Annotated in this window: 20 protein-coding genes; 12 read left to right on the top strand and 8 right to left on the bottom strand. The window is 61.2% G+C overall.

Annotation, left to right across the window (positions count from 1 at the left end):
- Nucleotides 1-36 precede the first annotated feature (36 nt).
- Nucleotides 37-1722, top strand: a complete 1686-nt coding sequence (locus H7C86_RS11660; RefSeq protein WP_182261558.1) for a dihydroxyacetone kinase family protein — start codon at nucleotides 37-39, stop codon at nucleotides 1720-1722.
- Between the two features lie 101 nt (nucleotides 1723-1823).
- Nucleotides 1824-3446 (top strand): long-chain fatty acid--CoA ligase, encoded by a 1623-nt coding sequence (locus H7C86_RS11665; RefSeq protein ID WP_019745828.1) that lies wholly within the window; start codon nucleotides 1824-1826, stop codon nucleotides 3444-3446.
- An 87-nt stretch (nucleotides 3447-3533) separates the two neighbouring features.
- Here H7C86_RS11665 and H7C86_RS11670 read toward each other — a convergent pair whose 3' ends face one another.
- The 3 genes from H7C86_RS11670 to H7C86_RS11680 are packed head-to-tail and all read right to left on the bottom strand — an operon-like array spanning nucleotide 3534 to nucleotide 6156.
- Nucleotides 3534-4160, bottom strand: coding sequence for a TetR/AcrR family transcriptional regulator (locus H7C86_RS11670; protein ID WP_047888253.1), 627 nt, complete (start codon nucleotides 4158-4160; stop codon nucleotides 3534-3536).
- Between the two features lie 12 nt (nucleotides 4161-4172).
- Complete coding sequence (locus H7C86_RS11675) at nucleotides 4173-4934, bottom strand: 3-hydroxyacyl-CoA dehydrogenase (RefSeq protein ID WP_003942978.1); 762 nt, start codon at nucleotides 4932-4934, stop codon at nucleotides 4173-4175.
- A gap of 28 nt (nucleotides 4935-4962) precedes the next feature.
- On the bottom strand, nucleotides 4963-6156 hold the full coding sequence (locus tag H7C86_RS11680; protein ID WP_182261559.1) for a thiolase family protein: 1194 nt from the start codon (nucleotides 6154-6156) through the stop codon (nucleotides 4963-4965).
- Between the two features lie 366 nt (nucleotides 6157-6522).
- Between H7C86_RS11680 and lanKC the strand changes: the two genes are divergently transcribed.
- On the top strand, nucleotides 6523-9105 hold the full coding sequence (gene lanKC, locus H7C86_RS11685; protein WP_182261560.1) for a class III lanthionine synthetase LanKC: 2583 nt from the start codon (nucleotides 6523-6525) through the stop codon (nucleotides 9103-9105).
- Nucleotides 9106-9734: 629 nt separating this feature from the next.
- On the opposite strand, the gene H7C86_RS11690 is transcribed toward lanKC, so the two are convergent.
- Nucleotides 9735-10358 carry a hypothetical protein gene (locus tag H7C86_RS11690; RefSeq protein WP_182261561.1) on the bottom strand — a complete coding sequence of 208 codons (624 nt, stop codon included), beginning with the start codon at nucleotides 10356-10358 and terminating at the stop codon, nucleotides 9735-9737.
- Between the two features lie 1102 nt (nucleotides 10359-11460).
- Between H7C86_RS11690 and H7C86_RS11695 the strand changes: the two genes are divergently transcribed.
- A complete protein-coding gene (locus H7C86_RS11695) occupies nucleotides 11461-12699 on the top strand; it encodes an HNH endonuclease signature motif containing protein (protein WP_151531343.1) in 1239 nt (412 codons plus the stop codon).
- Between the two features lie 81 nt (nucleotides 12700-12780).
- Here the strand turns inward: H7C86_RS11695 and H7C86_RS11700 are convergent, their stop codons facing one another.
- Nucleotides 12781-13668: an SDR family oxidoreductase gene (locus H7C86_RS11700; RefSeq protein ID WP_182261562.1), complete on the bottom strand. Its 888-nt coding sequence runs from the start codon at nucleotides 13666-13668 to the stop codon at nucleotides 12781-12783.
- 232 nt (nucleotides 13669-13900) lie between these two features.
- Between H7C86_RS11700 and H7C86_RS11705 the strand changes: the two genes are divergently transcribed.
- The 4 genes from H7C86_RS11705 to H7C86_RS11720 all read left to right on the top strand — a co-directional run bounded on the left by H7C86_RS11705 (nucleotide 13901) and on the right by H7C86_RS11720 (nucleotide 18545).
- Nucleotides 13901-14908, top strand: coding sequence for a diiron oxygenase (locus H7C86_RS11705; RefSeq protein ID WP_003943163.1), 1008 nt, complete (start codon nucleotides 13901-13903; stop codon nucleotides 14906-14908).
- 33 nt (nucleotides 14909-14941) lie between these two features.
- Nucleotides 14942-16669 (top strand): FAD-dependent oxidoreductase, encoded by a 1728-nt coding sequence (locus H7C86_RS11710; protein ID WP_019745838.1) that lies wholly within the window; start codon nucleotides 14942-14944, stop codon nucleotides 16667-16669.
- Nucleotides 16670-16881: 212 nt separating this feature from the next.
- Nucleotides 16882-17358, top strand: a complete 477-nt coding sequence (locus H7C86_RS11715) for a Zn-ribbon domain-containing OB-fold protein (protein WP_019745839.1) — start codon at nucleotides 16882-16884, stop codon at nucleotides 17356-17358.
- Nucleotides 17355-18545 carry a lipid-transfer protein gene (locus H7C86_RS11720; protein WP_020909545.1) on the top strand — a complete coding sequence of 397 codons (1191 nt, stop codon included), beginning with the start codon at nucleotides 17355-17357 and terminating at the stop codon, nucleotides 18543-18545. Before H7C86_RS11715 ends, H7C86_RS11720 begins: the two co-directional genes overlap by 4 nt.
- A 30-nt stretch (nucleotides 18546-18575) precedes the next feature.
- On the opposite strand, the gene H7C86_RS11725 is transcribed toward H7C86_RS11720, so the two are convergent.
- Entirely contained in the window at nucleotides 18576-19382 is an 807-nt protein-coding gene (locus H7C86_RS11725) for an alpha/beta hydrolase (protein ID WP_080910312.1), read from the bottom strand.
- Between the two features lie 168 nt (nucleotides 19383-19550).
- On the opposite strand from H7C86_RS11725, the gene H7C86_RS11730 reads away from it, so the two are divergent.
- Entirely contained in the window at nucleotides 19551-20522 is a 972-nt protein-coding gene (locus H7C86_RS11730; protein WP_182261563.1) for a helix-turn-helix domain-containing protein, read from the top strand.
- On the opposite strand, the gene H7C86_RS11735 is transcribed toward H7C86_RS11730, so the two are convergent.
- Together H7C86_RS11735 and H7C86_RS11740 are read right to left on the bottom strand one after the other, a co-directional pair.
- Nucleotides 20483-21256: an ankyrin repeat domain-containing protein gene (locus H7C86_RS11735; protein WP_182261597.1), complete on the bottom strand. Its 774-nt coding sequence runs from the start codon at nucleotides 21254-21256 to the stop codon at nucleotides 20483-20485. The two genes, H7C86_RS11730 and H7C86_RS11735, sit on opposite strands and share 40 nt — an antisense overlap.
- Nucleotides 21256-21966, bottom strand: a complete 711-nt coding sequence (locus H7C86_RS11740) for a FadR/GntR family transcriptional regulator (protein ID WP_182261564.1) — start codon at nucleotides 21964-21966, stop codon at nucleotides 21256-21258. Before H7C86_RS11740 ends, H7C86_RS11735 begins: the two co-directional genes overlap by 1 nt.
- 216 nt (nucleotides 21967-22182) lie before the next feature.
- On the opposite strand from H7C86_RS11740, the gene H7C86_RS11745 reads away from it, so the two are divergent.
- From H7C86_RS11745 to H7C86_RS11755, 3 genes are read left to right on the top strand one after another with little or no spacing between them, the layout of a single operon-like run.
- Entirely contained in the window at nucleotides 22183-23622 is a 1440-nt protein-coding gene (locus H7C86_RS11745; RefSeq protein ID WP_133727297.1) for an aspartate ammonia-lyase, read from the top strand.
- Nucleotides 23622-25067, top strand: a complete 1446-nt coding sequence (locus tag H7C86_RS11750) for an amino acid permease (RefSeq protein ID WP_182261565.1) — start codon at nucleotides 23622-23624, stop codon at nucleotides 25065-25067. The genes H7C86_RS11745 and H7C86_RS11750 overlap by 1 nt, the downstream gene beginning before the upstream one ends.
- 15 nt (nucleotides 25068-25082) lie before the next feature.
- Nucleotides 25083-26045 (top strand): asparaginase, encoded by a 963-nt coding sequence (locus H7C86_RS11755; RefSeq protein ID WP_182261566.1) that lies wholly within the window; start codon nucleotides 25083-25085, stop codon nucleotides 26043-26045.
- The last annotated feature ends 146 nt before the right edge of the window (nucleotides 26046-26191 follow it).

A 26191-nucleotide genomic window follows, 5' to 3' on the forward strand; every position in this document is an offset into this window, starting at 1 on the left:
CGTGCCCGAAGTCGACGTTAGACCTACTCTGAAGTGATGTTCATGCGCAGCGCAAAGACATTTGTTCCCGACGCACTCCGCGGGTTGATCGCATCCACCGACGACATCGCGTGGAACCCCGATCCCGGATACCTCACTCGTGCACAGCCCCTTCCACGCGGGCGAGTCGCGCTCGTCTCCGGCGGCGGCTCGGGTCACGAACCCATGCACGCCGGATTCATCGGCGAAGGAATGCTCACGGCCGTCTGTCCCGGGTTGATCTTCAGCTCACCCAACGCATTGCAGATCCATGAAGGATCCAAAGCTGCCGACGCCGGTGGCGGCGTCCTGCACATCGTGAAGAACTACACCGGCGACGTGATGAATTTCGGTATCGCACGGGAACTACTCCGCGAGGACAAGATCGACACGGACGTCGTCTTGGTCGACGACGACGTCGCGACCGAACGCGCAGACGGTAGCGGCCCGGGGCGACGCGGCACTGCGGCAACGATCGTGGTGGAGAAGGTCTGCGGCGCGTCGGCCGCCCGCGGTGACGACCTGGCCGAGGTGACCCGGATCGGACAACACGTCGCGCACTCGGCTCGCAGCATGGCCGTCGCTCTTCGCCCATGCACCTTGCCGGGGGCTGACGAGCCGTCGTTCGACCTACCGGACGGGCAGATGGAACTCGGTATCGGAATCCACGGCGAACGCGGCACAGAACGCGTGGACGCCCTGCCCGCACCGGAATTGGTGCGACGGCTGACGGATCCGATCATCGAGTCCCTGAGTCTCGCCGAAGGTGATCACGTCATTGCGGTCGTCAACGGGCTGGGAGCCACCCACCCAATGGAGCTGCAACTACTGTTCGCCGAACTCGGAGATTATCTGGCCGACCAGGGAATTCACATCGAGCGGACGCTGATCGGAACGTTCGTCACTGCATTGAACATGGCCGGAGCATCCATCACCCTTGTTCGCACAAACAAAGAAATCCTCGAATTATGGGACGCACCAACAAAAGCGCCCGCCTGGCCGAATGCTATGGCACGTGAGTACAGCGGCATGGGCAAGCGTGAATCATTCGGTCCCACATTCACACCCGACACCTCACGCACTGCCGAAAGCAGCTTCGTCGGCGGCTGGATTGCGGACTGGGCCGCGAAGGTACTGGAGCAGGAACCTGCCCTGACCGATCTCGACCGACGAGCAGGAGACGGCGACTTCGGGACCAACATGGTGGCCGCACTGGATCAGCTCGACATCTCGGCGATCCGTGACACCTATTCCACTGCAACGATATTCGATGCAGTCTCCCAGGCGTACCTCGGTCACGCCGGCGGTACGTCCGGCGCGTTGTTCGGCATCTGGTTCCGGCATTTCTTCCGCGTCGCCGCAGAATCAGCGGACTCCGAACTCGACCTCGGTGCGATCGCGACTGCAGCACGGGCGGGGCTCGACAACATCACCTCGCTCGGCGGCGCACGCGTCGGCGACAAGACGATGGTCGACGCGATAGTTCCGGCGGTCGAGTCGTTGGAGCAATCCGTGAACTCGGGAGCCGATCGGGACGCTGCTCTGGCCAGCGCAGCGGCAGCGGCGGTGGCCGGCGCGGAGTCGACCGAAACCATGCTCGCAAACCGCGGACGTGCAAGTTATGTGGGCGAAGCCGCTCGCGGAGTGGTCGATCCGGGAGCGCTACTCATAGCGTGGTTTTTCGCTAGTGCAGTGGGTCACTAGCGAGCACTTCGCAGCTGTGACTAATCTGGCAGCCACAGCACATCGTTTGTGAGGGCCCGTGGGCAAAAGCACCGGTCTCACACACCACACAGGAGCAGCCCATGCTGAGCACCATGCAAGACGCCCCCCTCTCCATTGCTCAACTTCTCCGCCACGGTGCCTCCGTTCACGGCGCTTCCGAGGTTGTCACGTGGACCGAGTCCGGCCCGCGCCGTGTGTCATACGCAGACGTCGGCAAGCGCTGCGCACAGCTTGCGCACGCCCTGCGCGGACTCGGTGTCGAGGGTGACGAGCGAGTCGCCACGTTCATGTGGAACAACTCCGAGCACCTCGAGGCGTACCTGACGATCCCCTCGATGGGTGCTGTGCTCCACACGCTGAACATTCGCCTGTTCCCCGAGCAGTTGATCCACGTCGCCAATCACGCCGAGGACCGCGTGATCATCGTCGATCCGTCCCTGATTCCGCTTCTCTCTCCGCAGCTTCCGTCGCTGACAACCGTCAAGCACATCATCGTCACCGGTTCCTCCACTGCGGGACTCGAAGCTCCCGAGGGCGTGCAGGTTCACACATACGAGGGCTTGATCGCCGATCAGCCAACCGAGTTCGACTGGCCCGAGGTCGACGAACTCAGTGCTGCCGCAATGTGTTACACGTCCGGCACCACGGGCGACCCCAAGGGCGTCGTCTACTCCCACCGCTCGATCTACCTGCACTCCATGCAGGTCTGCATGAGCGACGGCCCCAACCTCGCGCAGGGCGATCGTGCACTCGCCGTAGTGCCTCAGTTCCACGCCATGTCGTGGGGACTTCCCTACGCCGCGTTCATGATCGGCGCCTCGCTGATCATGCCCGATCGCTTCCTCCAGCCTGCTCCGTTGGCTGCGATCATCGCCAGCGAGAAGCCGACGTTCGCCGCGGCCGTACCCACCATCTGGCAGGGCCTGCACCTCTACCTCGAGCAGAACCCACAGGACATCTCCTCGATGCGTGAGGTTCTGATCGGCGGCTCCGCGGTACCGCCTGCCCTCATGCACGCATTCGAAGCCGACCACAACGTCTCCGTCCTGCACGCCTGGGGCATGACCGAAACCTCCCCACTCGGATCCGTTGCCCGCCCGCCGGCCGGTGTCACCGGCGACGCGATGTGGAAGTACCGCTACTCTCAGGGCCGCTTCCCGGCATCCGTCGAGGCACGTCTCATCGACGACGACGGCAAAGTTGTTGCACACGACGGCGTTTCCGTCGGCGAGCTCGAAGTGCGCGGCCCCTGGATCACCGGGTCGTACTACGGCGTCGATGCGGAAGACAAGTTCAACGACGGCTGGCTCAAGACCGGTGACGTCGGATCCATCACGGCCGACGGCTTCCTGAGCCTGTCCGACCGCTCCAAGGACATCATCAAGTCCGGCGGCGAATGGATCTCATCGGTCGACCTCGAGAACGCCGTCATGGGTCACCCCGACGTCACCGAAGCTGCCGTCATCGGCGTGCCGGACGAGAAGTGGGACGAGCGCCCGTTGGTCGCGGTTGTTCTGCGCGCCGGTTCCGAGACCACGATGTCCGAACTCCAGCAATATCTTTCGGACAAGGTCGCCAAGTGGCAGCTCCCCGAGAACTGGGCTGTGGTTCAGGAAGTTCCGAAGACGAGCGTCGGCAAGTTCGACAAGAAGCGTCTGAGGGCCGACTACCACGAAGGCGGACTCGAAGTCACTCGCCTCTGACACGGAGTGAATGCTGAAGCATGAATACTGAAGGTGGGCAACAGGTTTTCAATCTGTTGCCCACCTTCGTTTAACGAGCAATGCACTTTACGGACGATAACCGACCGTGTGAAAAGCGATGTCGACGTACTTCTGCGCCAATTGCGTCGGCGACATCGGCCCGCCGGTCTGGAACCAACGCGGCAGTGACTGCGCCATACCGAGTATGGCCCGGACGGTCTCTTCGGTGTCGGTGACCGCGAAATCTCCCGATGCCACACCGTCGTCGACGATCCTGCGCATGAGCAACTCGAGCCGCTTACGACTGGCGGCGTATCGACTTCGGCTTTCCGGTGAGACATGCCGAATCTCGGTGTCCAACGCAGCATGCCGCGACCGGTGGGTCATGTAGAGAACAATCGCCTCCACCACCAAGGCGAAGCGTCGTACCGGATCTTCGCCGGCTTCCACCTCTGCCGCTTCGGTTCTGGTATTCAGCTCACTCATCGAGATCTCGAACAGAGCGACGAGGACTGCCTCTTTGTTCGCGTGGTGATAGTAGAGCGCGGGAACGGTTACCCCGACACGGTTGGCAATCTGCCGCACCGTCGTGCCGTGGTAACCGTTCTCGTCAAACAGCTCGAGCGAAGCCATCAGGATGTCGGTCATCACCAGCGGCGGGAAAGTCCTCCAGTCCACTGCCACCGAATTCACCGGCTCCACCTCGCGAGTCATGAATAGCCGAAATTACCGCGGTGCCATACGGATTGCACCGTCGAGGCGGATCGTCTCACCGTTGAGCATAGGGTTGGAGACGATATGCGCAGCAAGCGCGCCGTACTCGCTGGGATCGCCCAGGCGAGAGGGGTGAGGCACCTGCTGACCCAGCGACGCCTGAGCGGCTTCAGGCAGTCCGGCCAGCAACGGGGTCTTGAACAGGCCGGGAGCGATGGTGTTGACGCGGATCAGCAGCGACGCGAGGTCACGGGCGATGGGGAGCGTCATACCGACGACGCCACCCTTCGACGCGGAGTACGCAGCCTGCCCGATCTGACCGTCATAGGCTGCGACGGAGGCGGTGTTGATGATGACGCCGCGTTCACCGTCGATGGGTTCGGTCTTCGAAATACGTTCCGCAGCAAGACGAAGAACGTTGAAGGTGCCGATCAGGTTGACGTCGATGACCTTCTTGAACGCGTCGAGCGGGAAAGCACCCTTCTTGCTGACCGTCTTGACTGCGTTGCCGATTCCGGCGCAGTTGACTGCCACGCGAAGGGGTCCGAGGGACTCGGCCACGTCGAGTGCCGCGGTGACCGCAGCCTCGTCGGTGACGTCTGCAGCCGCGAAGCGGACCCGGTCGCCAAGTTCCTTGGCGATGGCTTCACCGTTGGACGACGGAAGGTCGATGATGACGACGCTGGCACCGTCGGCAAGAAGGGCTTTGGTCGTAGCTAGGCCGAGGCCGGATGCTCCACCGGTGACGACGGCGACGCTGTCGTTGACGATCATGAGAGTTCCTTTCGAAAGGTTATGTGTTTCAGATGCGTTCGATGATGGTGGCGTTGGCCATGCCGGCGCCCTCGCACATGGTCTGCAATCCGTAGCGTCCGCCGGTGGCCTCGAGGTGGTTGACCATCGTGGTCAACAGTCGAGTACCCGAGGACCCCAGGGCATGGCCGAGTGCAATCGCGCCGCCCCACGGGTTGAGCTTTGCCGGATCGGCGCCGAACTCGTGAGCCCAGGCGAGTGGAACGGGAGCGAAGGCTTCGTTGACCTCGTAGGTGTCGATGTCGTCGATGCTCAAACCCGCGCGAGCGAGCACCTTGTGGGTGGCGGGGATGGGTGCGGTGAGCATGAAGATCGGGTCGTCGCCCGCAACGGAGAAGGAATGGAAACGAGCTCGAGGGGTCAGCCCCAGCTTCGACGCCATTTCTTCGCTCATGATCAGTGCTGCGGACGCGCCATCGGTGAGCGGCGACGAGTTACCGGGAGTGATCGACCACTGCGCTTCGGGGAAGCGCTGCGCGTACTTCTCCGAGTAGAACGACGGCTTCAAGCCGGCGAGTCCCTCGGCGGTAGTAGACGCGCGAACCGTCTCGTCGACGGTATGCGAGACGGTCTCACCGGCGGCGTTGGTCACCCAGATCGGCAGAATCTCCTTGTCGAAGAGCCCCTGCGCCGCAGCCTCTGCTGCCCGCTGGTGGGACTGCGCAGCGAATGCGTCGAGAGCCTCGCGGTCAAGCTTCCACTTCGCGGTGATCAACTCCGCGGAGATGCCCTGATTGACCAGGCCTTCGGGGTAGCGAGCCGCGATGCCCGGACCGGAAGCATCCTTCCCCATCGTCGCGGTACCCATCGGGACACGACTCATGGATTCGACGCCTGCCGCGATCACGATGTCGTAGGCCCCGGCGATCACGCCTTGAGCCGCAAAGTGCGCAGCTTGCTGACTTGATCCGCACTGGCGATCGATCGTGGTGGCGGGTACCGACTCGGGGAACCCTGCCGACAGGACCGCGCTGCGGGTGATGTTGAGCGCCTGCTCACCGGCCTGGCCGACGCAACCGCCGATCACGTCGTCCACCAAGGCGGGGTCGAGGCCGTTGCGCTCGACAATCGACCGAAGGACGTGCGCCAGCAGTTCGACGGGATGAGTCTCGGACAGCGCTCCACCGGGTTTGCCCTTGCCGGATGCGATCCGGACTGCATCGACGATCACTGCTCTGGTCATCTGCGTTCCCTTCGAGGACGTGCATTGCTGGGGCGGTCCGGCACCCGAGTTCGTGGCACCGGATGCCGGACCGAGATCGCGAGAGCACCCTGACTTAGCGCTCGCTAAACAATTACCACCGAGTCGGACCGCCCGTCAAGAGAGGGCTACCGAACTCGAAGCCGATGTGGGCAGATGAAAAGTTGGGCGATCAGGAACCCCTGACCCACGCCCTTCATTAGTACTTTCGAATGATAGGTTTTCAATCTTCGCCCGAAATGTCCGGAATCGGATAACCTTCCGCCACAAGCAATCCAAGCCACAGGGGATTCGGGGCGTGGCACCAATCGATGACAAACCGCAGGGGGACTGACCCGGAGGTAGAGCGTGGACCTGCGATACGTTGCATTCACACGTGCCGACTCGCATTTCTACGACCGAATCAGAACGGTCACTCGACCTGACACACCGACTGACCAGCACTTTAAGCCTGCAAAGTCGGTGGACTGGTCACTCTGGCGACGCGGTCCCCAAAGCGGACCGTGGAACTACTTTCAACCGCCTGACAGCGTGCTGCCAGAACAGGGATGGAAGATTCACTGCTCCGCTACCCAAGCCAACGCGCAGGAGCTGCTCGATACCGTCTCCGAGTATTGCGGCCGCGATCTGGTGCCTTTCAAATTTCTTCGGACGGCAGCAGACCTCATGTTCTCCAACAGCAAGCAGGCCAATCGAACATCCAGCGGAAAATTCATCACGATCTATCCGGCGGATAGCGTTGCCACACAACGTGTCATCACCGAACTGGACGAGCTTGTCACGGCTGCCGACGGGCCATACATCCTCAGCGATGTGCGATGGAACCGGGGACCACTCTACTTACGGTACGGCGCGTACCTGCCCATGCAGACCAATGATTCATTCGGCGATCGCGTCCCGGCAATACGTCGCCCTGACGGATCGCTCGAACCCGATCTGCGCGGCACTTCCTTCAGAACTCCAGACTGGGTACAAATCCCGGACTTCGTTCGCGCGCAGCAAGACAAGCTGAAATCACGCGACGCCTTCCCCTATTCGATCACTGAAGCCCTGCACTTCAGCAACAGCGGGGGGATCTACTCCGCGCTGGACGACGCCGGCATCAATCTCGTCATCAAAGAGGGTCGGCCCTTCACCGCCCCGGACGCCAACGGCCGGTACGCAATCGACCGCATTTGCAACGAGTACGACACGCTGACTCACCTTGCCGACAACCCGTACTCACCTTCCGCGCTCAACTTGTTCGAGCGCGAAGGACACCACTTTCTTGTCACCGAGCGCGCACCCGGTGCTCCCCTGAATCAGGAGATTGCGCTCCGCTATCCGCTGATACGCGCGGATCAGACACTCAGCTCCCGAACGGAATACAGAACCTGGGCGCTCGGTATTGCACAACAGCTGACTACCGCAGTCGAGAGCTTCCACAACGCCGGAATCGTTCATGCCGATCTTCACCCCGGCAACGTGATGTGCTCACCGTCGGGTATTCGGATCATCGATTTCGAGATGGCCCACAGCATCGACGAGCAACCGCCCCGGTCCACCGGGGCTCCCGGGTACACCGCACCGCAACAGTTGACAGGAATCGAGGCAGATCGATACTCCTTGGGATGCATCGAGCTGGGACTCTTTGTCCCACTTACTACATTGCTCCCCCTCGACCGCAACAAGATTCCCGAACTCATCGGCTACGCGGTGTCTCGATTCGATCTTCCTCGTGCCTTCTGTGCCTCGCTCTATTCGATGCTCGACGCACAGCCGCCGGAACCGGTGGATCACCCGCATCGTTGGGACACGTCGTCGAGGGAAACCTTGCAACGTATGGACGCTCGATTGCGCTGCGGCATCCTCACCACACTTGATCTCTCCCGCGCTGATCGACTCTTTCCCGGTGACATCGCCCAGTTCGAAGTGAACGGTTACGGCATTGCTCACGGCTCGTGCGGAAACCTACTCGCCGATGATCTTCCCACCGACACCTTGGAGACAGTTCTGGAATGGACTGAACATCAAGTTGATTCGGATACGCAACCACGGTTCGGTTTCTTCGACGGGCTCGCAGGTGCGGTGCATACCTTTCGGCAGCTAGGACGACACTCGACTGCCGACAGATGGGTCGAGACTTTGCGTGGAGTCCCACTCGACGATCTCGACTCCAGCCTCTTCGGCGGCCTTTCCGGAATCGGGTGCCTTCTACTCGAGGAATCGGAGTCATGTCCGGCGGCATCGTCAACTCTCGCTCTCGTCACCGAAACTCTGCGGGATCGCCTTCCGGCTGCTCGCGCACACGTCCGCTTCACCGACGGAACATCTTGGGCGACAACGGGTCGCGGAGGCTTGATGAGAGGGCCGAGCGGGCAAGCGCTGTTCTGGACTCGCCACTACGAACGGACCGGTGATCCTCGATCGCTGGAACACGCGCGACAGCTTGTCGACATCGACCTGTCCGTGATGCAGATGTGCCCTGACGGTTCGATGCAGCTGAGAGAGGAGCGCCGGACAATGCCGTACCTCGGATCGGGATCCGTCGGCGTGGGCCTGGTACTTCTTCAACTTCTTCGACATGTCGACGAGCCGCGCTACGCGTCTGCGCTACTTGCCATATCCCGCGCTGCCGCCGTCGAATTCACTGCCCAAGCCGGACTACTAAACGGGCGAGCCGGGCTGATTCTCTTCCTCGGCGAACTCTCCAAGAGTCCATATGCCGGCGCCGATTGTGAGCAGACGCTTGCCCAGCAGTTGCAGCTTCTGGGCTTACACAGCCTCAATCACGCAGGAGGACTGCACTTTCCAGGTGAACAGAACCTGAGACTCTCGACAGACTGGGCAACCGGATCTGCAGGAATACTGGCGTCGCTCCGACATACCGGATCGGCAACTGCCCGACAGTCGTTTCCACTGATGTGCGCGTCGAACTGCCACATCGCCTAATTGTTCGGAAGTTATCACCCACGGCAGATTGGAGCACAGAAGTACCAGGCGAAAAACCTGGAATTAAATCAACACCGCAAGCAAACTCGATCGATCAAATCCATCGGCAAGAACGCCGATCAACAAAGGAAATGACAATGGACGCTATTCTCTCCCTTCAAGATCTGTCAGTCGCCGCCGGCAACGTCGGAGACGCAGGCCAACTCGAGCAGAACGCGGCAATCAGTTCGCTCAGTTTCTTCTGCCTCTGACCTCAGGCCGATACCTCGGAGAAGGTCCGGGGTATCGGCTTTCGGAATCCGTGCGGATCACCAGACGAACAGTATTGTTTCATCATGAGACGCATCCGCACTTCACCGAGCTGTATTTGCCGATGATGTGCGCGACCTGGCGGCAATGCCGAGGGCAGATCGGGCGGCCAGCGGCGGTGATATTCCTCCTGATCCTGACAGCCGCGTTTTCAGGTTGGTTCGTTCAGCGTTCGGCGAGAGTTGGGACTTCGGGGACATCTGCTCACGCTGGTACGACGGAGGTGGCAGTTGCCGCACCGACACCGCCTTGACCTTCACGACGCTTTTCGTACTCCTACTTCCCTTCGCCTCCGGAATGCTGGTCGGGTGGTTTGAGTTTCAATAGCTGTCAACGACAAGATGAGGGAATCGGTACCATCCGCCCCCGATGTCTTCCAACTGGAGCTGATTGAAGGTCTTGTCGGACACGCCATCGGGTGCGTACACCCAGCCTGGATTGTCCAAGATGTCCAATCCATCTCGTGCGTCATAGAAATAGACGTGGCCTTCACTGCTGACGTTGGCATAGGAGATATCGAATCTGCCGATTCGTAGATCACGATGATACCCATTGGAATAGGGATCGTCAGGTTCTTGAAGTAGTTGCTGTGCAACGGTTTCGAACTCATCCCGATACTGATCGAAATGTGGCTGCCCCGCGGCCGCGATCCCGAGCGCGATCATCACGAGAACCGGAACAGCGACAACGGACCACAACCATCGGCGTCGCTGCCACCAGCACACTCCGAGCAGCACGATTGCAACAGTCGCGGTGAGGACCCAGAGAACGATCGCACCGGCGATCGAGAGTGCACTATCCGCAGGTTCGGGCCAGGTGAGATGGCATTTCGCTGCGACATACATCGCCGACGCCGACGCTGCGATAAGTGCGTTTACCAAACCAACCCAACGAAGAGCACCGGACCTTCTCGTTGCCTGCGAGTTCGACACTGCCTGATCCATTCGATGAGGATAGCGAGCTGTTTGTCGCGGACTAGCAGTAACCACTTCCCCGATCTCACGATCGATTGTTTCTCGGCACGGAGAAAGTGTCCACGGTGCTATCTTTGCTGAGTATGGGAGGCAGGGCTACGAGGATGGCCGATTTGGACTACCGACGTCAGGAGAGTTCGGCGACTCCCAAAGTCGACAGGTCAATTTTGAGGACGCCTGGATTCGGTGGATCGCAGCAACCAACACCATCGTCACCTCATGATGACGTGACTGTTACGGGCGAGTCGTGAAGATTCGATTATTACGAGCAAGCCAAGCGTCTTTAGCAATATCGCTGATCGCACTAACCTTGGTCTATTTGTTGGACGCATTTTCTTTGCGCCTCCAACATCAGCCCAGCTGGTGCATTGATCACTATGGAATCCCATCACGATTCAATTATCTCCTTCCCGGCCGGGCTGAGAGGGTAGCGGCAGGAATTACAGACTTCTGGGGATGGTTCCCTCCCGGCATGAGCTGTACATTCACTGATGCAGTGACCAAAGAAAGCGAAACGGTGGCACCGGCCGCGGACAGGTCGTACATCGTCGTCGTTCTTGTGGCGCTGATCATGATCTCGGCTGTCGGCGTATTGTTCGGCCGCCGGAAGCGCTGAAGATTGGTTCTGGCTCGGGACTGCAGATGCGCACTCGACACCAGACCGATGAGTAACAAATCGGTGTCCGTCATATCCGGCGCTTCCACTACTCGTCGATCTTCGCGAATCCACCGGCCGTGTTCGAGGGTATTTCTTGCGGTCCTGGTGGTCTTCGTTCCCATCACGCTGGCGATGACACTCCTGGGCCTGGTGCTCGGCTGGACCCATACGCTTGCCGGGGACAGGCGGCAACATGATCGACGCCGATTACACAATGTGCTGGGGCTCAGACAATTCCGACGTGATGCTGTTGCGCTCCGGGTTGATGGTGGCGCTCGCACTCGTCGGCGCACGTGGACTACGTCGGCGACCCGCCTATAACCGACTGTCCGAAATGTCGAAATCGATTTGATAGAAGCAATTTTCGATCCACATTCTCTTGTGTTCGAAACTTTGTTCGATTAAGCTTTCGGCATGGACAGTCGGGATGCGTGGCAGCTGGATGGCGAGGACCTCAAGAGTGAGGTTCTGGATCTGGTGCGTGTCCGGCACGAGTTGCAGTCGCGGATGGTGTTGCTGATCGTGGAGATGTTTTCCCGTGAGGTTCTCGGCGGGAAGGGTTTTCGGGCGATCGCGCAGTGGTTGCATGGTTCGACGAATCTGGAGATCGGTGAGTGCAGCTTGCTGGTCGGGTTGGCGCGGTTGTTGATGCTCGAACCCGTTGTGGGCGATGCGTTTCACCGTGGTGACGTTGATGCGTTGAAAGCCCGTCAGGTCGCGTCGTTCTGTCAGCATCCACCGAAGAACATGACCCCGGCCGATGTGGACAAGGCCCGGGGGATTCTGCTTGGCCTAGCGTCGAAGAACATCGCGGATTGTGATGCGGTGCGGGCAGCGATCCGCCGAATCGAGAAGCAGTACGGCAAGCGTGAGGACGGGGTCCCGGTCGGCGAGGATTCCGAACGTAACGAGTTCTACGCCTCGAAAGGCCTGTACGGCAGAGTAACTGTGAAGGGTGATCTGGATGCGGTCAACGGGGCCCGTCTGATCACGCTGCTGTCGAGCCTGTCCGCTCCGACGCCGGAGAAGGACGGTGTCAAGGACACCCGTACGCCGGCATTACGACGGGCGGACGGGTTTTGCGAATTGTTGCGCCGGTACGAGCGGGCGGGGTTGGGTCCGATCGAAGGCGGCGTGAAACCACACATCACGGTCACCGCGTCCGCGAAAGACATGACGGACCTGCAGGCGTTGAAAGACCTGTTGCCGTCCACCGAGGAGCTGGGATTCGCGTGGACGGATTGGGTGGGCCCGATCAGCATCGACACTGCACGGATGCTCGCCTGCGACTGCACCGTCACCCGAATCTTGTTGGATGAGAATGATGTTCCGCTCGACTGCGGCAAGGAAGCGAGAACGGCAACGGTGCCGCAGAGGCGGGCGTTGGCGGTTCGGGATGGCGGGTGTGCGTTTCCGGGGTGTGGGACTCCGTCGGGGTGGTGCGATGCCCATCATATCGTTCACTGGAACGATGGTGGCCCAACAGATCTCGACAACCTGATCTTGTTGTGCGGTCATCACCACCGGACGATGCACCACACGGAATGGCGGGTGGAGATCGGACCGGATCGAAAGACGGTGTTCTATCCACCGATGTCGATCGATCCGTATCAACAGCCGATCGGCGGGAACAGCCCACCCACAGCGGCGTGAATCGCGACAATCGAATACATCAGCACCGGGGACGAACCATGCCCCGGTGCTGGTGCACGTTTCTGGTCAGATCCCAGCCCCTCAGATCCCGGCCCTTCGCACGAGAGCGTCAGTGGCAGAAGCGGATACAACGTCAATCGCTCGTAACAGCCCCGCGTACCGCGGATACAGCTCGACGGGACGCGTATTGATCGCCCTCAAGATCCACGATGCAGCTTGATCGGCCGTCAGCGCCGGCTGGCTCACGTAATCCGCCGTCGGCGCGATCATCGGTGTTCGTATGAGTGGGAATTGCACTGTGGTGACATCGACACCGGTGCCGTGACATTCCGCGCCGAGGCTTCGGCCGAAGGCACTGAGAGCAGACTTCGACGCGTGGTAGGCACTGAACCTCGACATCACGCCGGCAGTGACTCCCCAGGTTCCGACGTTGATGATGTGTCCGGACTTCGCCTCGAGCATCGCGGGCAGCAGACGCAACGTCAGTCGTGTAGGTCCGAAGTAGTTGAGTGCCATGGTGCGCTCGTAGTCGTGGAATCGGTCGACCGAATCCAACGCGGTACGCCGGATCGAGCGACCCGCATTGTTGACGAGGATGTCGACCGACCCGAATCGATCCGCGATCGTCTCCGCGAGTTCGTCGACGGCTTCACCGCGGGAGAGGTCCGCAGGCACGATGTGCGCCCACCCTCCCCTGCGGTGGATCTCGTCCCGTACGTGTTCGAGGTTTTCCTCACCGCGAGCGACCAGGATCATCTCGGCTCCCCGGCGAGCCAAGAGATGAGCAGTGGCCTCGCCGATCCCCGAGGAAGCTCCTGTCAGAACGATCGTCTTGTCGGAGAGCGTGACGCCTCGTGACGGAACAAGGGAGCGCAGACGCGTCGGCGGACTCAAGGCAATATTGCTGAGCAGCGTTCTGATCACATCGGCCTCGGTTCGATCTTCGCGTGCGTTTCGGTGCGAACCCATCCCTGAACAGCCAACTTCGAGCGCACCGCGGAAATTACTCAAAAGTAAGTTATGGCGCCGTTTCGACCGTGTCAAGAATTCGTCGAGATCCAGGAGTATCTGCCACTAGCTTTTCCTGATACCTCGGGTTACATTAAACCCAGACCGAGTGCCAGCGATCACACAACCGGCCCTCGATTCCACCGAACACCGCGAGAAATACCAGCGGTGACCGAAACGAAGAGGAGACGCCATGACGCTCACATCGCCGCTCGACAAGCGCGGAGAAGCATCCGACGACTCGTACAACGAGACGCTTCGACTCCTGTCCGAGGGCTCGGTGCACAAGCACTTCGACCCGTACCTCGACATCGACTGGGACTCCCCCGAGTTTGCCGTCGTCCCGAACGATCGCCGCTGGATCCTCCCGGCCGAGACAGATCCGCTGGGTGCTCACCCGTGGTACCAGTCGCAGTCCGAGGCCAGGCAGATCGAAATCGGCATGTGGCGCCAGGCCAATGTCGCGAAGGTCGGTCTCCAGTTCGAGAACATTCTGATCCGCGGCATGATGCAGTACGTCTTCTCGCTGCCCAACGATTCGGCCGAGGCGCGCTACTGCACGCACGAGTCGGTCGAAGAGTGCAACCACACGATGATGTTCCAGGAGATGGTCAACCGCATCGGTGCCGACGCTCCCGGCATGAGCCGTCCGATGAAGATGCTTGCACCCTTCATTCCCCTCGCTGCGGGCCCGTTCCCCGAACTGTTCTTCGTCGGTGTCCTCGCCGGTGAAGAGCCGATCGACCACATTCAGAAGAGCATCCTGCGCGCCGGCGGCCAGATCCACCCGATCATGCAGTCGGTCATGGCCATCCACGTAGCCGAGGAAGCGCGTCATATCTCGTTCGCGCACAAGCTTCTGAGCCGTCGCATCCCGCTGATGTCACGCCCGAACCGGTTCGTCCTCTCGCTGCTGTTCCCGATCGTCATGCGCATTCTCTGTGACGCCATCGTCATCCCGCCGAAGTCCTTCTGGAAGCAGTTCGACATCCCGAAGTCCGTGAAGAAGGACCTGTTCTGGGATCTGCCCGAGTCGCGCCAGACCCTGCGCAACTACTTCGGTGACGTCCGCATGCTGGCCACCGACACCGGCCTGATGAACCGTGCCTCGCGCCTGGTGTGGAAGGCCTGCAAGATGGACGGCCGCGCATCACGTTTCCGTAGCGAACCTCACCGCAGCTCGCACAACGCCGCCGCGTAGCTCCCGGACAGTCGAGATCGGACTCATAGCGCCATGCCACACGTAGTCACGCAGTCCTGTTGCAGCGACGCCTCGTGCGTCTACGCCTGCCCGGTCAACTGCATCCATCCGACGCCGGACGAGCCGGACTTCCTCACCGCCGAGATGCTGCACATCGATCCGCAGGCCTGCGTCGACTGCGGCGCATGTGTCTCGGCCTGCCCGGTCGACGCCATCGTCCCCGAGTCGAAGCTGACCGACCCGCAGCGAGTCTTCCTGTCCATCAATGCGGACTTCTACAAGGAAGAGCGGCCCAGGCCGCTTCTCGCCAAGGTCATCCCGGCAGCCCACGTCGACAAGGGCCGACCGCCGTTGCGCGTTGCGATCGTCGGTTCCGGACCGTCGGCGATGTACGCCGCGGACGAGTTGCTGACCCAGCCTGACGTGCAGGTCAACGTCTTCGATCGCCTTCCTGTGCCTTACGGCCTGGTTCGCGCCGGCGTTGCTCCGGACCATCAGAAGACCAAGCAGGTCACTCGCTTGTTCGACAAGATCGCCGCACAAAAGGGTTTCGAGTTCTACCTCAACGTCGAGATCGGCAAGCACATCTCGCACAGCGAACTGCTCGAAAATCACCATGCGGTGCTCTACGCAGTCGGCGCTTCGTCCGACCGTGGTCTCGGCATTCCGGGTGCTGATCTGCCTGGCACGGCATCGGCCACCGACTTCGTGGCCTGGTACAACGGCCACCCCGATCACGCCGACGACGTCTTCGACCTCTCGCATCGCCGCGCGGTCATCATCGGAAACGGAAACGTCGCGCTCGACGTCGCTCGCATTCTGACGGCCGATCCCGAGAAGTTGGCGGGCACTGACATCTCCGCTCACGCACTCGCCGCTCTGCGGAAGAGTCGCGTCGAAGAAGTTGTCATCGTGGGTCGACGCGGAATCGCGCAGTCCGCGTTCACAGTCCCCGAGTTCACCGGCCTGATGGCACTGCCGGACATCGAACTCTCTGTCGGACCCGACGACATGGTTCTCGACTCGGCCACCGAAGAACTGGCAAAACGCGGCGAGCTTCCGCATGCCGTCGAGCAGAAGTTGCGTCTACTCGAAGCCCTGAAGAACCGCGATCACGTCGACGTCGGCAACAAGCGCATCACGTTGCGCTACCTGCTCACGCCGACGTCGATCACCGGCGACGATCAGGTCAGTGGAATCGAGTTCGCTCGCAACGCCCTGGTCGACGCCAACGGAACCGTGCAGATCGAGGCGACGGGCGATACCGAGACCATCGATGCCGGCTTGGTCCTCACCTCGATCGGCTACCGCGGAGTGCCCATCACCGGCGTCCCGTTCGACGAGCGTGCTTCGGTCATTCCGAATGAGAACGGCCGCGTCCTCGAAGCTCCGAACGGCGATCCCGCAACCGGCGTCTACGCGACCGGTTGGATCAAGCGCGGACCGAGTGGGTTCATCGGCACCAACAAGTCCTGCGCGCAGGAAACGATCAGGATGCTCGTCGACGACTTCAACGACGGACGCCTGACCAACCCGGTCGCCGACGACTCCGCAGTCGATCGTCTGGTCCGGGCGCGACAGTCCGACGTAGTCGACCGCGAGGGCTGGCACGCCATCGACAAGGCGGAACTGGAACGCGGCGCTGCGCACGACCGTGTCCGCGAAAAGGTTCTGGATCAGGTCGAGATCACCTCCATCCTCGACGCTGCGGCCCGGGTGAAACCGGCGCGTCGATTCGGTCGACCCGTTCGCGCTCGCTGATCCGCTACAGGTAAACAGCTACTTTCACGCACACGGCCCCGCCTGCAGACTCGTCTGCCCGGCGGGGCCGTCTGCGTTCCGGCAGCGTCCCACTCAGCGAAAATTTTTGCCCGTCAGCGGCCAAAATCGTGTAATACTGCAACCTGTTCCAGTAAGCGGCACAGCGGGCCCACGATCCCCCGGATCAGGCTCGCCAACCAGATGAGGATTGCATGAGCGAGACTGCAACGCCGGCGCCGAACGGGAGTGTGACACCTGCAGTAGAGGGTTGGTTCACCACCGGCGACGAACCTGCTCTGATCGGCACGAAGTGCCAATCCTGCGGCACCATTTCCTTCCCTCGTGAGGCGACGTTCTGCAAGAACCCGAGCTGCTTCAGCGAGGAGTTCGACGACGTGGAACTCTCCCGCCGCGGCACTGTCTGGTCGTACACCGACGCGCAGTACCAGCCCCCGCCGCCGTACATCCCGCGCTCGGATCCGTACGAGCCTTTTGCTCTCGCAGCAGTCGAGCTGCCCGAGGGGATCGTCATCCTCGGCCAGGTGGCCGACGGATTCGGCGTCGACGATCTCAAGGTCGGCAATACCGTCGAATTGGTTGTCGAGCCGCTGTACACCGACGAAACCGGAGTACGTACGACGTGGCGCTGGAAGCCTGTCGCCGCAGCTGATCAGGAGTCGCAGTCATGAGCAAGGACGTCGCAGTACTCGGTGTCGGTATGCACCCCTGGGGCAAGTGGGGCCAGTCGTTCGTGAAATACGGCGTTGCCGCCGCTCGCGCCGCGCTCGCCGATTCGGGCGTGAATTGGCAGGACGTCGACTTCATCGTCGGCGGCGAGACAGTCCGCAACGGTTACGGCGGATACGTCGCCGGAGCCACCTTCGCACAGGCACTCGGCTGGAACGGCGCTCGCGTCGCCACGTCGTACGCAGCGTGCGCGACGGGAGCCCAGGCACTCGACACCGCTCGCGCACGAATCCTGGCCGGCCTCAGCGAAGTTGCCCTGGTCGTCGGCGCGGACACCACCCCCAAGGGTTTCCTCGCTCCCGTCGCCGGTGAGCGTTGGGACGACCCGGACTGGCTGCGCTTCCGCCTCATGGGTATGACCAACCCGGCGTACTTCGCGCTCAACGCGCGTCGTCGCATCGACCTCTACGGCGCCACCGCGGAGGACTTCGCCAACGTGAAGGTCAAGAACGCCAAGCACGGGCTCAATAATCCGAATGCGCGCTACCGCAAGGAAGTCACCGTCGAGAACGTGTTGGCATCCCCCGTGGTGTCCAATCCCCTGCATTTGCTCGACATCTGCGCGACGTCCGACGGCGGCGCCGCAATCTTGCTGACGTCGATGGAATACGCCCGCAAGATGGGCATCGCGGAACCTGTTCGCATCAAGGCTATTTCGACGGTCACGCCGACGTTCCCGCAGACGATCATGGATATGCCGAACTTCTCCACCGATTCCAGCTCCGCCGTCCCGGCTCCGGAGCGCACGTTCAAGGAATCCATCGGCTATGCCGCGTACGAGGAAGCCGGAATCTCTCCCGAAGACGTCGACGTCGCCGAGGTCTACGACCTCGCTACCTCGGTGGAACTGGACTGGATCGAAGACCTCGCGCTGTGCAAGCGGGGCGAGGCCGAGCACCTTCTGCGTGCGGGTGACACCAGTATCGGAGGCCGCATCCCGGTCAATCCGTCCGGCGGTCTCGCATGCTTCGGCGAAGCCGTTCCCGCACAGGCACTTGCGCAGGTGTGCGAGCTCACCTGGCAGCTGCGCGGACAAGCCGAAGGCCGTCAGGTCGAAGGCGCCCGCATCGGTATCACCGCCAACCAAGGTCTGTTCGGACACGGCTCCTCGGTAATCGTTTCCGCCTGACCCTGTTCTACTTTCGTGGCGGTCGCACACTCACCCGTGAGCGGCCGCCACGATCACGTCTGCCACTGCCCCTGGCTGTGAGACCAGCGAGGCATGGGAGGTCGGGAGTTCGCTTGTGTTCGCGCCCATCCGGTTTGCCATGAACCGCTGCGCCGAAGCTGGGATCACGCGATCCTCACCGGCGACCAGATACCAGCTCGGTGTGTTCGCCCACGACGGTGGCCCGCCGAGTTCGAGGTTCGCCCACAAAGCGGCGGACTTCTGGTGAGCCAACATGGTTGCCGCCGTCTCGTCGGAAACGTCTTGAGCGAAGACGGAATGGAAATACTCGTCCGTGACGTAGCCGTCGACGTTCTTCCCGCCGATCGCGTGAGGATCGTCGACGATCTTCAATCCCAGAGCCGGAGGAAGCAATTGGCTGCCAGGGAATCGAATCGGGTCGATCGTGATCTGTACCGGCTCACCCTCCACCGGACCGAACGCCGCGATGTAGACCAGCGACTGGACTTTCGGATCGTGGACATTGGTGATCACCGCGCCGCCGTACGAGTGCCCGACGAGAACGACGGGGCCGTCGATGTCCGCAACCGTCTTCTCGATCACGGACGCGTCGTAAGCCGGCCCGCGCAAAGGATTGTCCGGCGTCACGACGCGATAGCCACGCGAGCGTAGGTCGGCGGCAACTCCGTCCCAACTGGTCGCGTCGGCAAAGGCTCCGTGAACCAGAACGACAGTTGGCTTGGGGCTTGCCACCGCAGCACCGGAACCGAAGATCAGTCCGGCCGCGACTGTCATGAGCATTGCCAGAACTGCTGTGAATACACGTGAGATCTTCATGCGTTTCCTTCACTCTCGTAGGCAAGCGAGAAACTGCGGTAGGCCGGGACACGCCCGTTTCGATCCTAGAAATACCTGCTGCGACGGACGTGACTGTCCGTGCAGACTTCTGGGCTCACGGTGCACAAATTCTGGTTGAGCGTCCACATCCCGGGGCATCAAGGCTGCATGGCTTTGCTCCTGGATACTTCCGTGCTGGAGCCTGACCAACGCACGGACGCCTTCGTCGACGCGATGGGACGCGCATCGGTTCCCTGTGCGATCCACTTGGAGGATCCGGCGGGCGTGAGCGCCCGGATGAACGTGTGGAATCTGGGCGCAGCATCACTGTTCCGCTCCGAGTCGACGGGGATGCGATTGACCAGAACACCGCGGCACGTGCGATCAGCGTCGATGCCGGTTCTCGCGATTGCCCTGCAGGAGAGCGGAATCGGCCATCTAGATCAGCACGATGAACAACGCAGAGTCCCGGCCGGTGAACTACTCATGACGGACCTGACGTCGACCTACGATTTCTCCTGGACGGGAACGGGCGCTTCCCAGTGCCTCTACGTTCCGATGGATCGGCTGGGACTACCGATCGACACCGTGCGAGACGCTGCCACGCGACCTCACCACAGCAACCTGTACCCCTTGATGATCGCGCACGTTCGTGAATTGTTCCGCAGCGCCGATCAGTTGGAGACCGATCCTGCCGCCGAACAATTGGGCGAGGCCTCGATCGAACTGGCGCGCGCTTTGGTCGCATCGATCGCGCATGCAAATCCCGACGCCTCCGCTCCGAGATCGGCACTCACGTTGACATCGATCCGCAGATACATCCGCGAACACCTTCACGATCCGGCGCTGCATCCTGCACGAATTGCCCACGCCCACAACATCTCACTGCGTCAGCTGTACAAGATCTGTTCGGACAACGAATTCCGGCTCGAGCAGTGGATCATCACCCAGCGCCTGCAGAAGGCTCGGGACGAACTGGCTCGACCCGCTACCGTCGACCTGCCGATCGCCACCATTGCGCGCCGTGCGGGATTTGTCGACGCCGGACACTTCAGCCGACGCTTTCGACAGGCCTACGGGCTGAGCCCGACTCGTTGGCGTCAGCTCCGCGATTGCAGCAACGCCACAACGTCTGACTGACCACGGCTTTCGGCATTGTCCAATGCGGTCTTTCCCGACGCATCCCGGATCGAGGGATCTGCCCCGGCGTCGAGAAGCTGAGTGATCACGTCGACGTAGCGCGCCGAGCCGTCGCCGTACACAACGGCCTCGAGAAGCGCCGTCCACCCCGGATCATTGACGTGATTGACCGGTACCCCGGCAGCAATCAGCATCCGGACGGTCTCGACATGCGCGTGTTCACTCGCGGGAATCAGAGCCGTACCGCCGTAACGGTTCACGCTGTCGACATCCGCGCCATGGCTGAGCGTCAGTGCCAGAATCTCGTTCAATCCCTCGGCTCCGGAATACAGGAAGGCCGAATCCTGCATGGAGTCCTTCGCATTCACGTCAGCTCCGGCAAGAATCAACGTAGAAGCCGCAGCGACGGCGTTGTTCTTGGTGGCCTCGACGAGTGGAGTCCGTTCGCCCTCGCCGCGCGCTTCGATGTTCGCGCCGGCAGTCAGGGCAGCGGTAACAGCTGCGGGATCATTGCGGTCCACAGCATCGAAGAGCGCGCGTTCGGATTCCGGCGTCGATGGTGGATTTACACCCGTAGGCGGTACAGCTGCCGTTGTTGTCGCTGACGTTGTTGTCGCTGACGCCGCGGTGGTCGGCGTCAGCGGGGTGTCGGACGAACTGCAACCAGCCAACGCTCCGGTCACCGATGCCGCGAAGATTGCGCAGGCGAGGACAGACCTGCGCGGCCGCACCATCACAGCGAATCACTTTCTTGGACAAGTGTTTCGAGCGTCACCCTGACGGCGTCCAGGTGTTCGGCCATCGCCCTGGAGGCGTGGTCGTAACTCCCGGATGCAATTCCTTCGACTATTCGTTCGTGTTCCTCGTTCGACTTTTCCTCGCGACCGGCAACAAGATTGAGTGTCTCGGATTGCCTTGTCAGCGCTTCACGGATATCGACGATTACCGACTCGAAGACACGATTCCTACTGGCTTTTGCAATCAGTCCGTGAAATTGGGCGTCGAGTGCAACCCATACGAGCGGATCGTCCTCGTCACGCATCTGCTGAACCAGTCCGCGGAGTGCTGCCAGTTCCTCCGCGGTGTGCCGTTGCGCAGCCCATCCTGCGGCCGGAATTTCGACATGAGGCCGTGCTTCGACCAATTCGTTGGCCGCATAGCTGCCGAAATCGAGGTCTCGCGCTATCGAATCACTGACGACGAAGGTGCCGAGCCCGGATTTTGTCTCGGTGAGCCCGAGGGCGTGGCACGAGCGCAGGGCTTCGCGGATAACCGATCGACCGACCCCGTGCCTTTCGGCCAGGGACGCTTCGGACGGGAGACGCTCTCCGACTGCCAGATCGCCGGAGGCTATTGCGGCACGAAGGTCTGCGAGGACTGCCTCGGCAGCACTCACCCGCGCGGCGACTGGTCGCCTGGTGGCCCAGCTGTCTGACAGGTTCATGCCGTCATTGTTGCGACTGCCGAAGTCCCGCGTCAAACATCGCACCTGGTGACGGGTTGACGTGCAGGAGTGAGCGAGGTAACAATTAGACCTGTCAGACAGCCTGATAGCCCGATAGCTGGGCGGGTCTACTACTTGTCCGTCAGCGCTGCGATCCCGAAATACACCCACCGCGCAGAGTGATGCTTGCGCGAAGAGACACGAGGAATTGATCAAGTGCTCGAAACGCGAACAGAACACGATCTGCTCGGCGATCGCGAAGTTCCAGCCGATTCGTACTGGGGAATCCACACCTTGCGCGCGATGGAGAACTTCCCGATCACTGGTCGAACAATTGCCACGAACCCGCATCTGATCCGCGGCATCGCTTACGTCAAATGGGCCGCAGCCAGCGCAAACGAGAAGCTGGGCATCCTCGATGGCCCGCGAGCCGAGGCCATCTCACAGGCATGCAAGGAAATCGTGGACGGCCGGTGGCACGAACAGTTCGTAGTGGATGTCATCCAGGGTGGTGCCGGAACGTCGACGAACATGAATGCCAACGAGGTAATCGCCAATCGCGCATTGGAAATCCTCGGCCACCGGCGCGGCGACTACGAACGACTTCACCCCAATGAGCACGTGAACCTGAGCCAATCGACCAACGACGTCTACCCCACGGCCGTCAACATCTCGACGATCTTCGCTATCGAGGACCTGCTGGATGCACTTCGTGTACTCCAGAATGCGTTCACGACCAAATCTCTCGAGTTCGCCGACACAGTGAAGATGGGACGCACCCAACTGCAGGACGCCGTGCCGATGACTCTGGGTCAGGAGTTCGGCACCTACGCGGTCATGATCGAGGAGGATCGAGCGCGCCTGGCTGAGGCTGCTCTTCTCGTTCACGAGATCAACCTCGGCGCCACTGCTATCGGCACCGGTCTCAACGCGCCTGCCGGCTACGCCGAGGTGGCCTGTTCCGACCTGGGCGCACTAACCGGGCTGCCGCTGGTGTTGGCAACGGATCTGGTCGAAGCGACCCAAGACGTGGGCCAGTTCGTCCACCTCTCCGGCGTACTCAAGCGGGTCGCTGTGAAGTTGTCCAAGGTGTGCAACGATCTTCGGCTGCTCTCTTCTGGTCCGCGAGCCGGATTGAACGAGATCAATCTGCCGCCGGTGCAGGCAGGTTCGTCGATTATGCCGGGCAAGGTCAATCCGGTAATTCCCGAGGTCCTCAATCAGGTCGCGTACGAAGTCATCGGCAATGACGTGACGATTACGATGGCTGCGGAATCCGGGCAACTCCAACTCAACGCTTTCGAGCCGATCATCGTGCACTCACTGTCCGAAGGAATGCGACACCTCGGTGCGGCTTGCCGCATTCTGGCGGACCGGTGCGTACTCGGTATCACGGCCAACACCGAACTGTTGCGCGCGCGAGTCGAAGACTCCATCGGCCTCGTCACCGCGCTCAACCCCTACATCGGATATACCGCGTCCACACGGATTGCCCAGGAGGCGTTGATTTCCGGGCGTCGCGTCGCCGATCTCGTGATCGAAGCGGGCCTGCTCGACCGCGAGGAACTCGATCGGTTGCTCAGCCCCGAACATCTCGCCAATCTCCGCGTTGCGGGCGAGAAGCCTCATGCTACCGCCGTTGCGGAGGAGGTTTGATGACCGTCGAACGGGAAGAGACACCCCACGCCGAGGTTGCCGCTGAAGAGGATCTCGGATATCAGAAGGCGCTCGGCCCCAGACAGATTCAGATGATCGCGATCGGTGGTGCGATCGGAACAGGCCTTTTCATGGGTGCGGGAGGGCGACTCCAACAGGCGGGCCCGGCCTTGGTTCTCGTGTACGCGCTGTGCGGGTTCTTCGCCTTCCTGATCCTGAGGGCACTCGGCGAACTGGTGATGCACCGACCGACTTCGGGATCCTTCGTTTCCTACGCACGCGAATTCTTCGGCGAGAAGATGGCTTTCGCTGCGGGTTGGCTGTACTGGATGAACTGGGCAATGACTGCCGTGGTCGATGTCACGGCTGTGGCGTTGTACATGAACTTCTTCAAGAAGTACTGGGCGCCACTGGGGCACATCGATCAGTGGATGTTCGCTCTGATCGCGGTGGTGTTGGTTCTCGGACTGAATCTGGTGTCCGTGAAGGTCTTCGGAGAGCTGGAGTTCTGGTTCGCGTTGATCAAGGTCGTTGCGTTGACCGCGTTCCTCGGGTTCGGTGTCTATTTCGTACTCTTCGGCACACCCATCGAAGGACATTCCTCCGGATTCAGCCTGATCACCGACAGTGGTGGGCTGTTCCCCAACGGAATACTTCCGGCAGTCGTGGTGATTCAGGGCGTCGTGTTCGCTTACGCCTCAATTGAACTCGTGGGAACCACGGCCGGAGAGACCGAAAATCCCCGGAAGGTGATACCCAAGGCAATCAACACAGTGATCATTCGGATCCTCGTCTTCTACGTGGGATCGGTACTACTGCTCTCGCTGTTGCTCCCGTACACGGAGTACCACGCCGGTGAAAGTCCATTCGTCACATTCTTCGGTTCGATCAACATCCAAGGCGCGGATGCGATCATGAATCTGGTCGTTCTCACGGCAGCCTTGTCTTCCCTCAACGCCGGATTGTATTCGACCGGACGAATACTCCATTCGATGGCGATGGCAGGCTCGGCGCCTGCCTTCGCTGCCAAAATGAACAAAGCCGGAGTGCCGTACGGGGGAATCGCACTCACCGGCGTGGTCATCCTGTTCGGCGTCGGGCTCAATGCTGTTGTCCCAGCGCAAGCCTTCGAAATAGTCCTCAATCTTGCAGCCCTCGGCATCATCAGTGCGTGGGCAGTCATAGTGTTGTGCCAGTTGAAGCTCTGGCAACTTGCGAAACAAGGCAAAGTCACCCGCCCTCCCTTCCGCATATTCGGCGCACCGTACACCGGGATCGCGACACTGGTTTTTCTTGCGGTCGTTATCGTATTGATGGCATTCGACAACCCTGTTGGAACATGGACCGTCGGCTCCATCGCGATCATCGCACCGCTGTTGATGATTGGTTGGTACGGCGCCAGGAATCGCATTCGCGAGTTGGCCATCCATCGACCCGCAGCTTGACGTGAAAGGACCTCAGTGTCGAAAGTCGCAGTCGTCACCACTGGTGGCACCATCGCCAGCACCCGAGATGCGCACGGAATCAGTCGGCCCGCAATCACCGGTGCAGATCTGCTCGGCAATGAGCAGACCGACATCGATCTTCGAGTCGTGGACGTGATGTCGAAGGACAGCTCGAGCATGACCTTCGCGGACATGGATCGTGTTCGCGACGCCGTAGCCGACGAATTGAAGGATCCTGGACTCGACGCGGTGGTCGTGCTTCACGGCACCGACACGATGGAGGAAACTGCGTTCTTGTTGGACCTGCACCACGACGACCGACGTCCGGTGGTCTTCACCGGGGCGCAGCGCACTTTCGACCATCCCGAGTCCGACGCTCGTTCGAATCTGGCCGCGGCGATCGCGGCCGGACTCGACATCTCGTCGCGGGGACGTGGTGTCCTCATCGCCTTCGGCGGTTCGGTCCACCCGGCCGCAGGTACGCGAAAGGCCGACACCACGGCACTTGATGCCTTCCGCTCCTTGCGCATCGATCCGGCACTGCTGCACACTCCCGAACCATTGCCGTGGCATCCCATTTCGAACACCCGCGTCGACATCATCGCCGTGTATCCCGGGGCAGACCGCGTACAGATCGACGCTTGCGTGAGCGCCGGGGCAAATGGACTCGTTCTCGACGGACTCGGTTCGGGAAATGCCAATCCGACGATCGTCGAGGCCGTCCGAGACTGCGTAGGCGCTCACATTCCGGTGGTAGTGACAACTCGTGTGCCCTCGGGGCCAATCTCCCCGGTTTACGGAGGTGGTGGCGGCGGCCACGACTTGATCGCCGCAGGCGCTGTATTTTCCACCGATCTTCGGGCCGGTCAGGCACGTGTACTTCTGGCGGCCTTGTTGTCAGATCCGGATCTCGTGGGCCTGGAAAAGGCATTCGACCGATATTCGAGGTTTGCTCGCACCCCGCCATTCAGGCGGTAGCACTGGCGACGCCGTCGTAGTTCGAACGCACCCCTCGCTAAATCAGGGACTTTGGTCCGAATCTTTTGATTTGGACGCTTAACAAGTGTCCGAATTGGGTAGTTTCACATCATCTAACTCGTTACGTATGTCGATCCAGCGGTCAC

This window comes from Rhodococcus sp. UFZ-B548, from assembly GCF_903819475.1.
In the GTDB taxonomy this organism is placed as follows: domain Bacteria; phylum Actinomycetota; class Actinomycetes; order Mycobacteriales; family Mycobacteriaceae; genus Rhodococcus_F; species Rhodococcus_F erythropolis.

Excerpts from the sequence above, each read along its gene's own strand:
- H7C86_RS11660 (WP_182261558.1), top strand. The coding sequence starts at position 37 with ATGTTCATGCGCAGCGCAAAGACATTTGTTCCCGACGCACTCCGCGGG.
- H7C86_RS11665 (WP_019745828.1), top strand. The coding sequence starts at position 1,824 with ATGCTGAGCACCATGCAAGACGCCCCCCTCTCCATTGCTCAACTTCTC.
- H7C86_RS11670 (WP_047888253.1), bottom strand. The coding sequence starts at position 4,160 with ATGACTCGCGAGGTGGAGCCGGTGAATTCGGTGGCAGTGGACTGGAGG.
- H7C86_RS11675 (WP_003942978.1), bottom strand. The coding sequence starts at position 4,934 with ATGATCGTCAACGACAGCGTCGCCGTCGTCACCGGTGGAGCATCCGGC.
- H7C86_RS11680 (WP_182261559.1), bottom strand. The coding sequence starts at position 6,156 with ATGACCAGAGCAGTGATCGTCGATGCAGTCCGGATCGCATCCGGCAAG.
- H7C86_RS11690 (WP_182261561.1), bottom strand. The coding sequence starts at position 10,358 with ATGGATCAGGCAGTGTCGAACTCGCAGGCAACGAGAAGGTCCGGTGCT.
- H7C86_RS11695 (WP_151531343.1), top strand. The coding sequence starts at position 11,461 with ATGGACAGTCGGGATGCGTGGCAGCTGGATGGCGAGGACCTCAAGAGT.
- H7C86_RS11700 (WP_182261562.1), bottom strand. The coding sequence starts at position 13,668 with ATGGGTTCGCACCGAAACGCACGCGAAGATCGAACCGAGGCCGATGTG.
- H7C86_RS11705 (WP_003943163.1), top strand. The coding sequence starts at position 13,901 with ATGACGCTCACATCGCCGCTCGACAAGCGCGGAGAAGCATCCGACGAC.
- H7C86_RS11710 (WP_019745838.1), top strand. The coding sequence starts at position 14,942 with ATGCCACACGTAGTCACGCAGTCCTGTTGCAGCGACGCCTCGTGCGTC.
- H7C86_RS11715 (WP_019745839.1), top strand. The coding sequence starts at position 16,882 with ATGAGCGAGACTGCAACGCCGGCGCCGAACGGGAGTGTGACACCTGCA.
- H7C86_RS11720 (WP_020909545.1), top strand. The coding sequence starts at position 17,355 with ATGAGCAAGGACGTCGCAGTACTCGGTGTCGGTATGCACCCCTGGGGC.
- H7C86_RS11725 (WP_080910312.1), bottom strand. The coding sequence starts at position 19,382 with ATGAAGATCTCACGTGTATTCACAGCAGTTCTGGCAATGCTCATGACA.
- H7C86_RS11730 (WP_182261563.1), top strand. The coding sequence starts at position 19,551 with ATGGCTTTGCTCCTGGATACTTCCGTGCTGGAGCCTGACCAACGCACG.
- H7C86_RS11735 (WP_182261597.1), bottom strand. The coding sequence starts at position 21,256 with ATGGTGCGGCCGCGCAGGTCTGTCCTCGCCTGCGCAATCTTCGCGGCA.
- H7C86_RS11740 (WP_182261564.1), bottom strand. The coding sequence starts at position 21,966 with ATGAACCTGTCAGACAGCTGGGCCACCAGGCGACCAGTCGCCGCGCGG.
- H7C86_RS11750 (WP_182261565.1), top strand. The coding sequence starts at position 23,622 with ATGACCGTCGAACGGGAAGAGACACCCCACGCCGAGGTTGCCGCTGAA.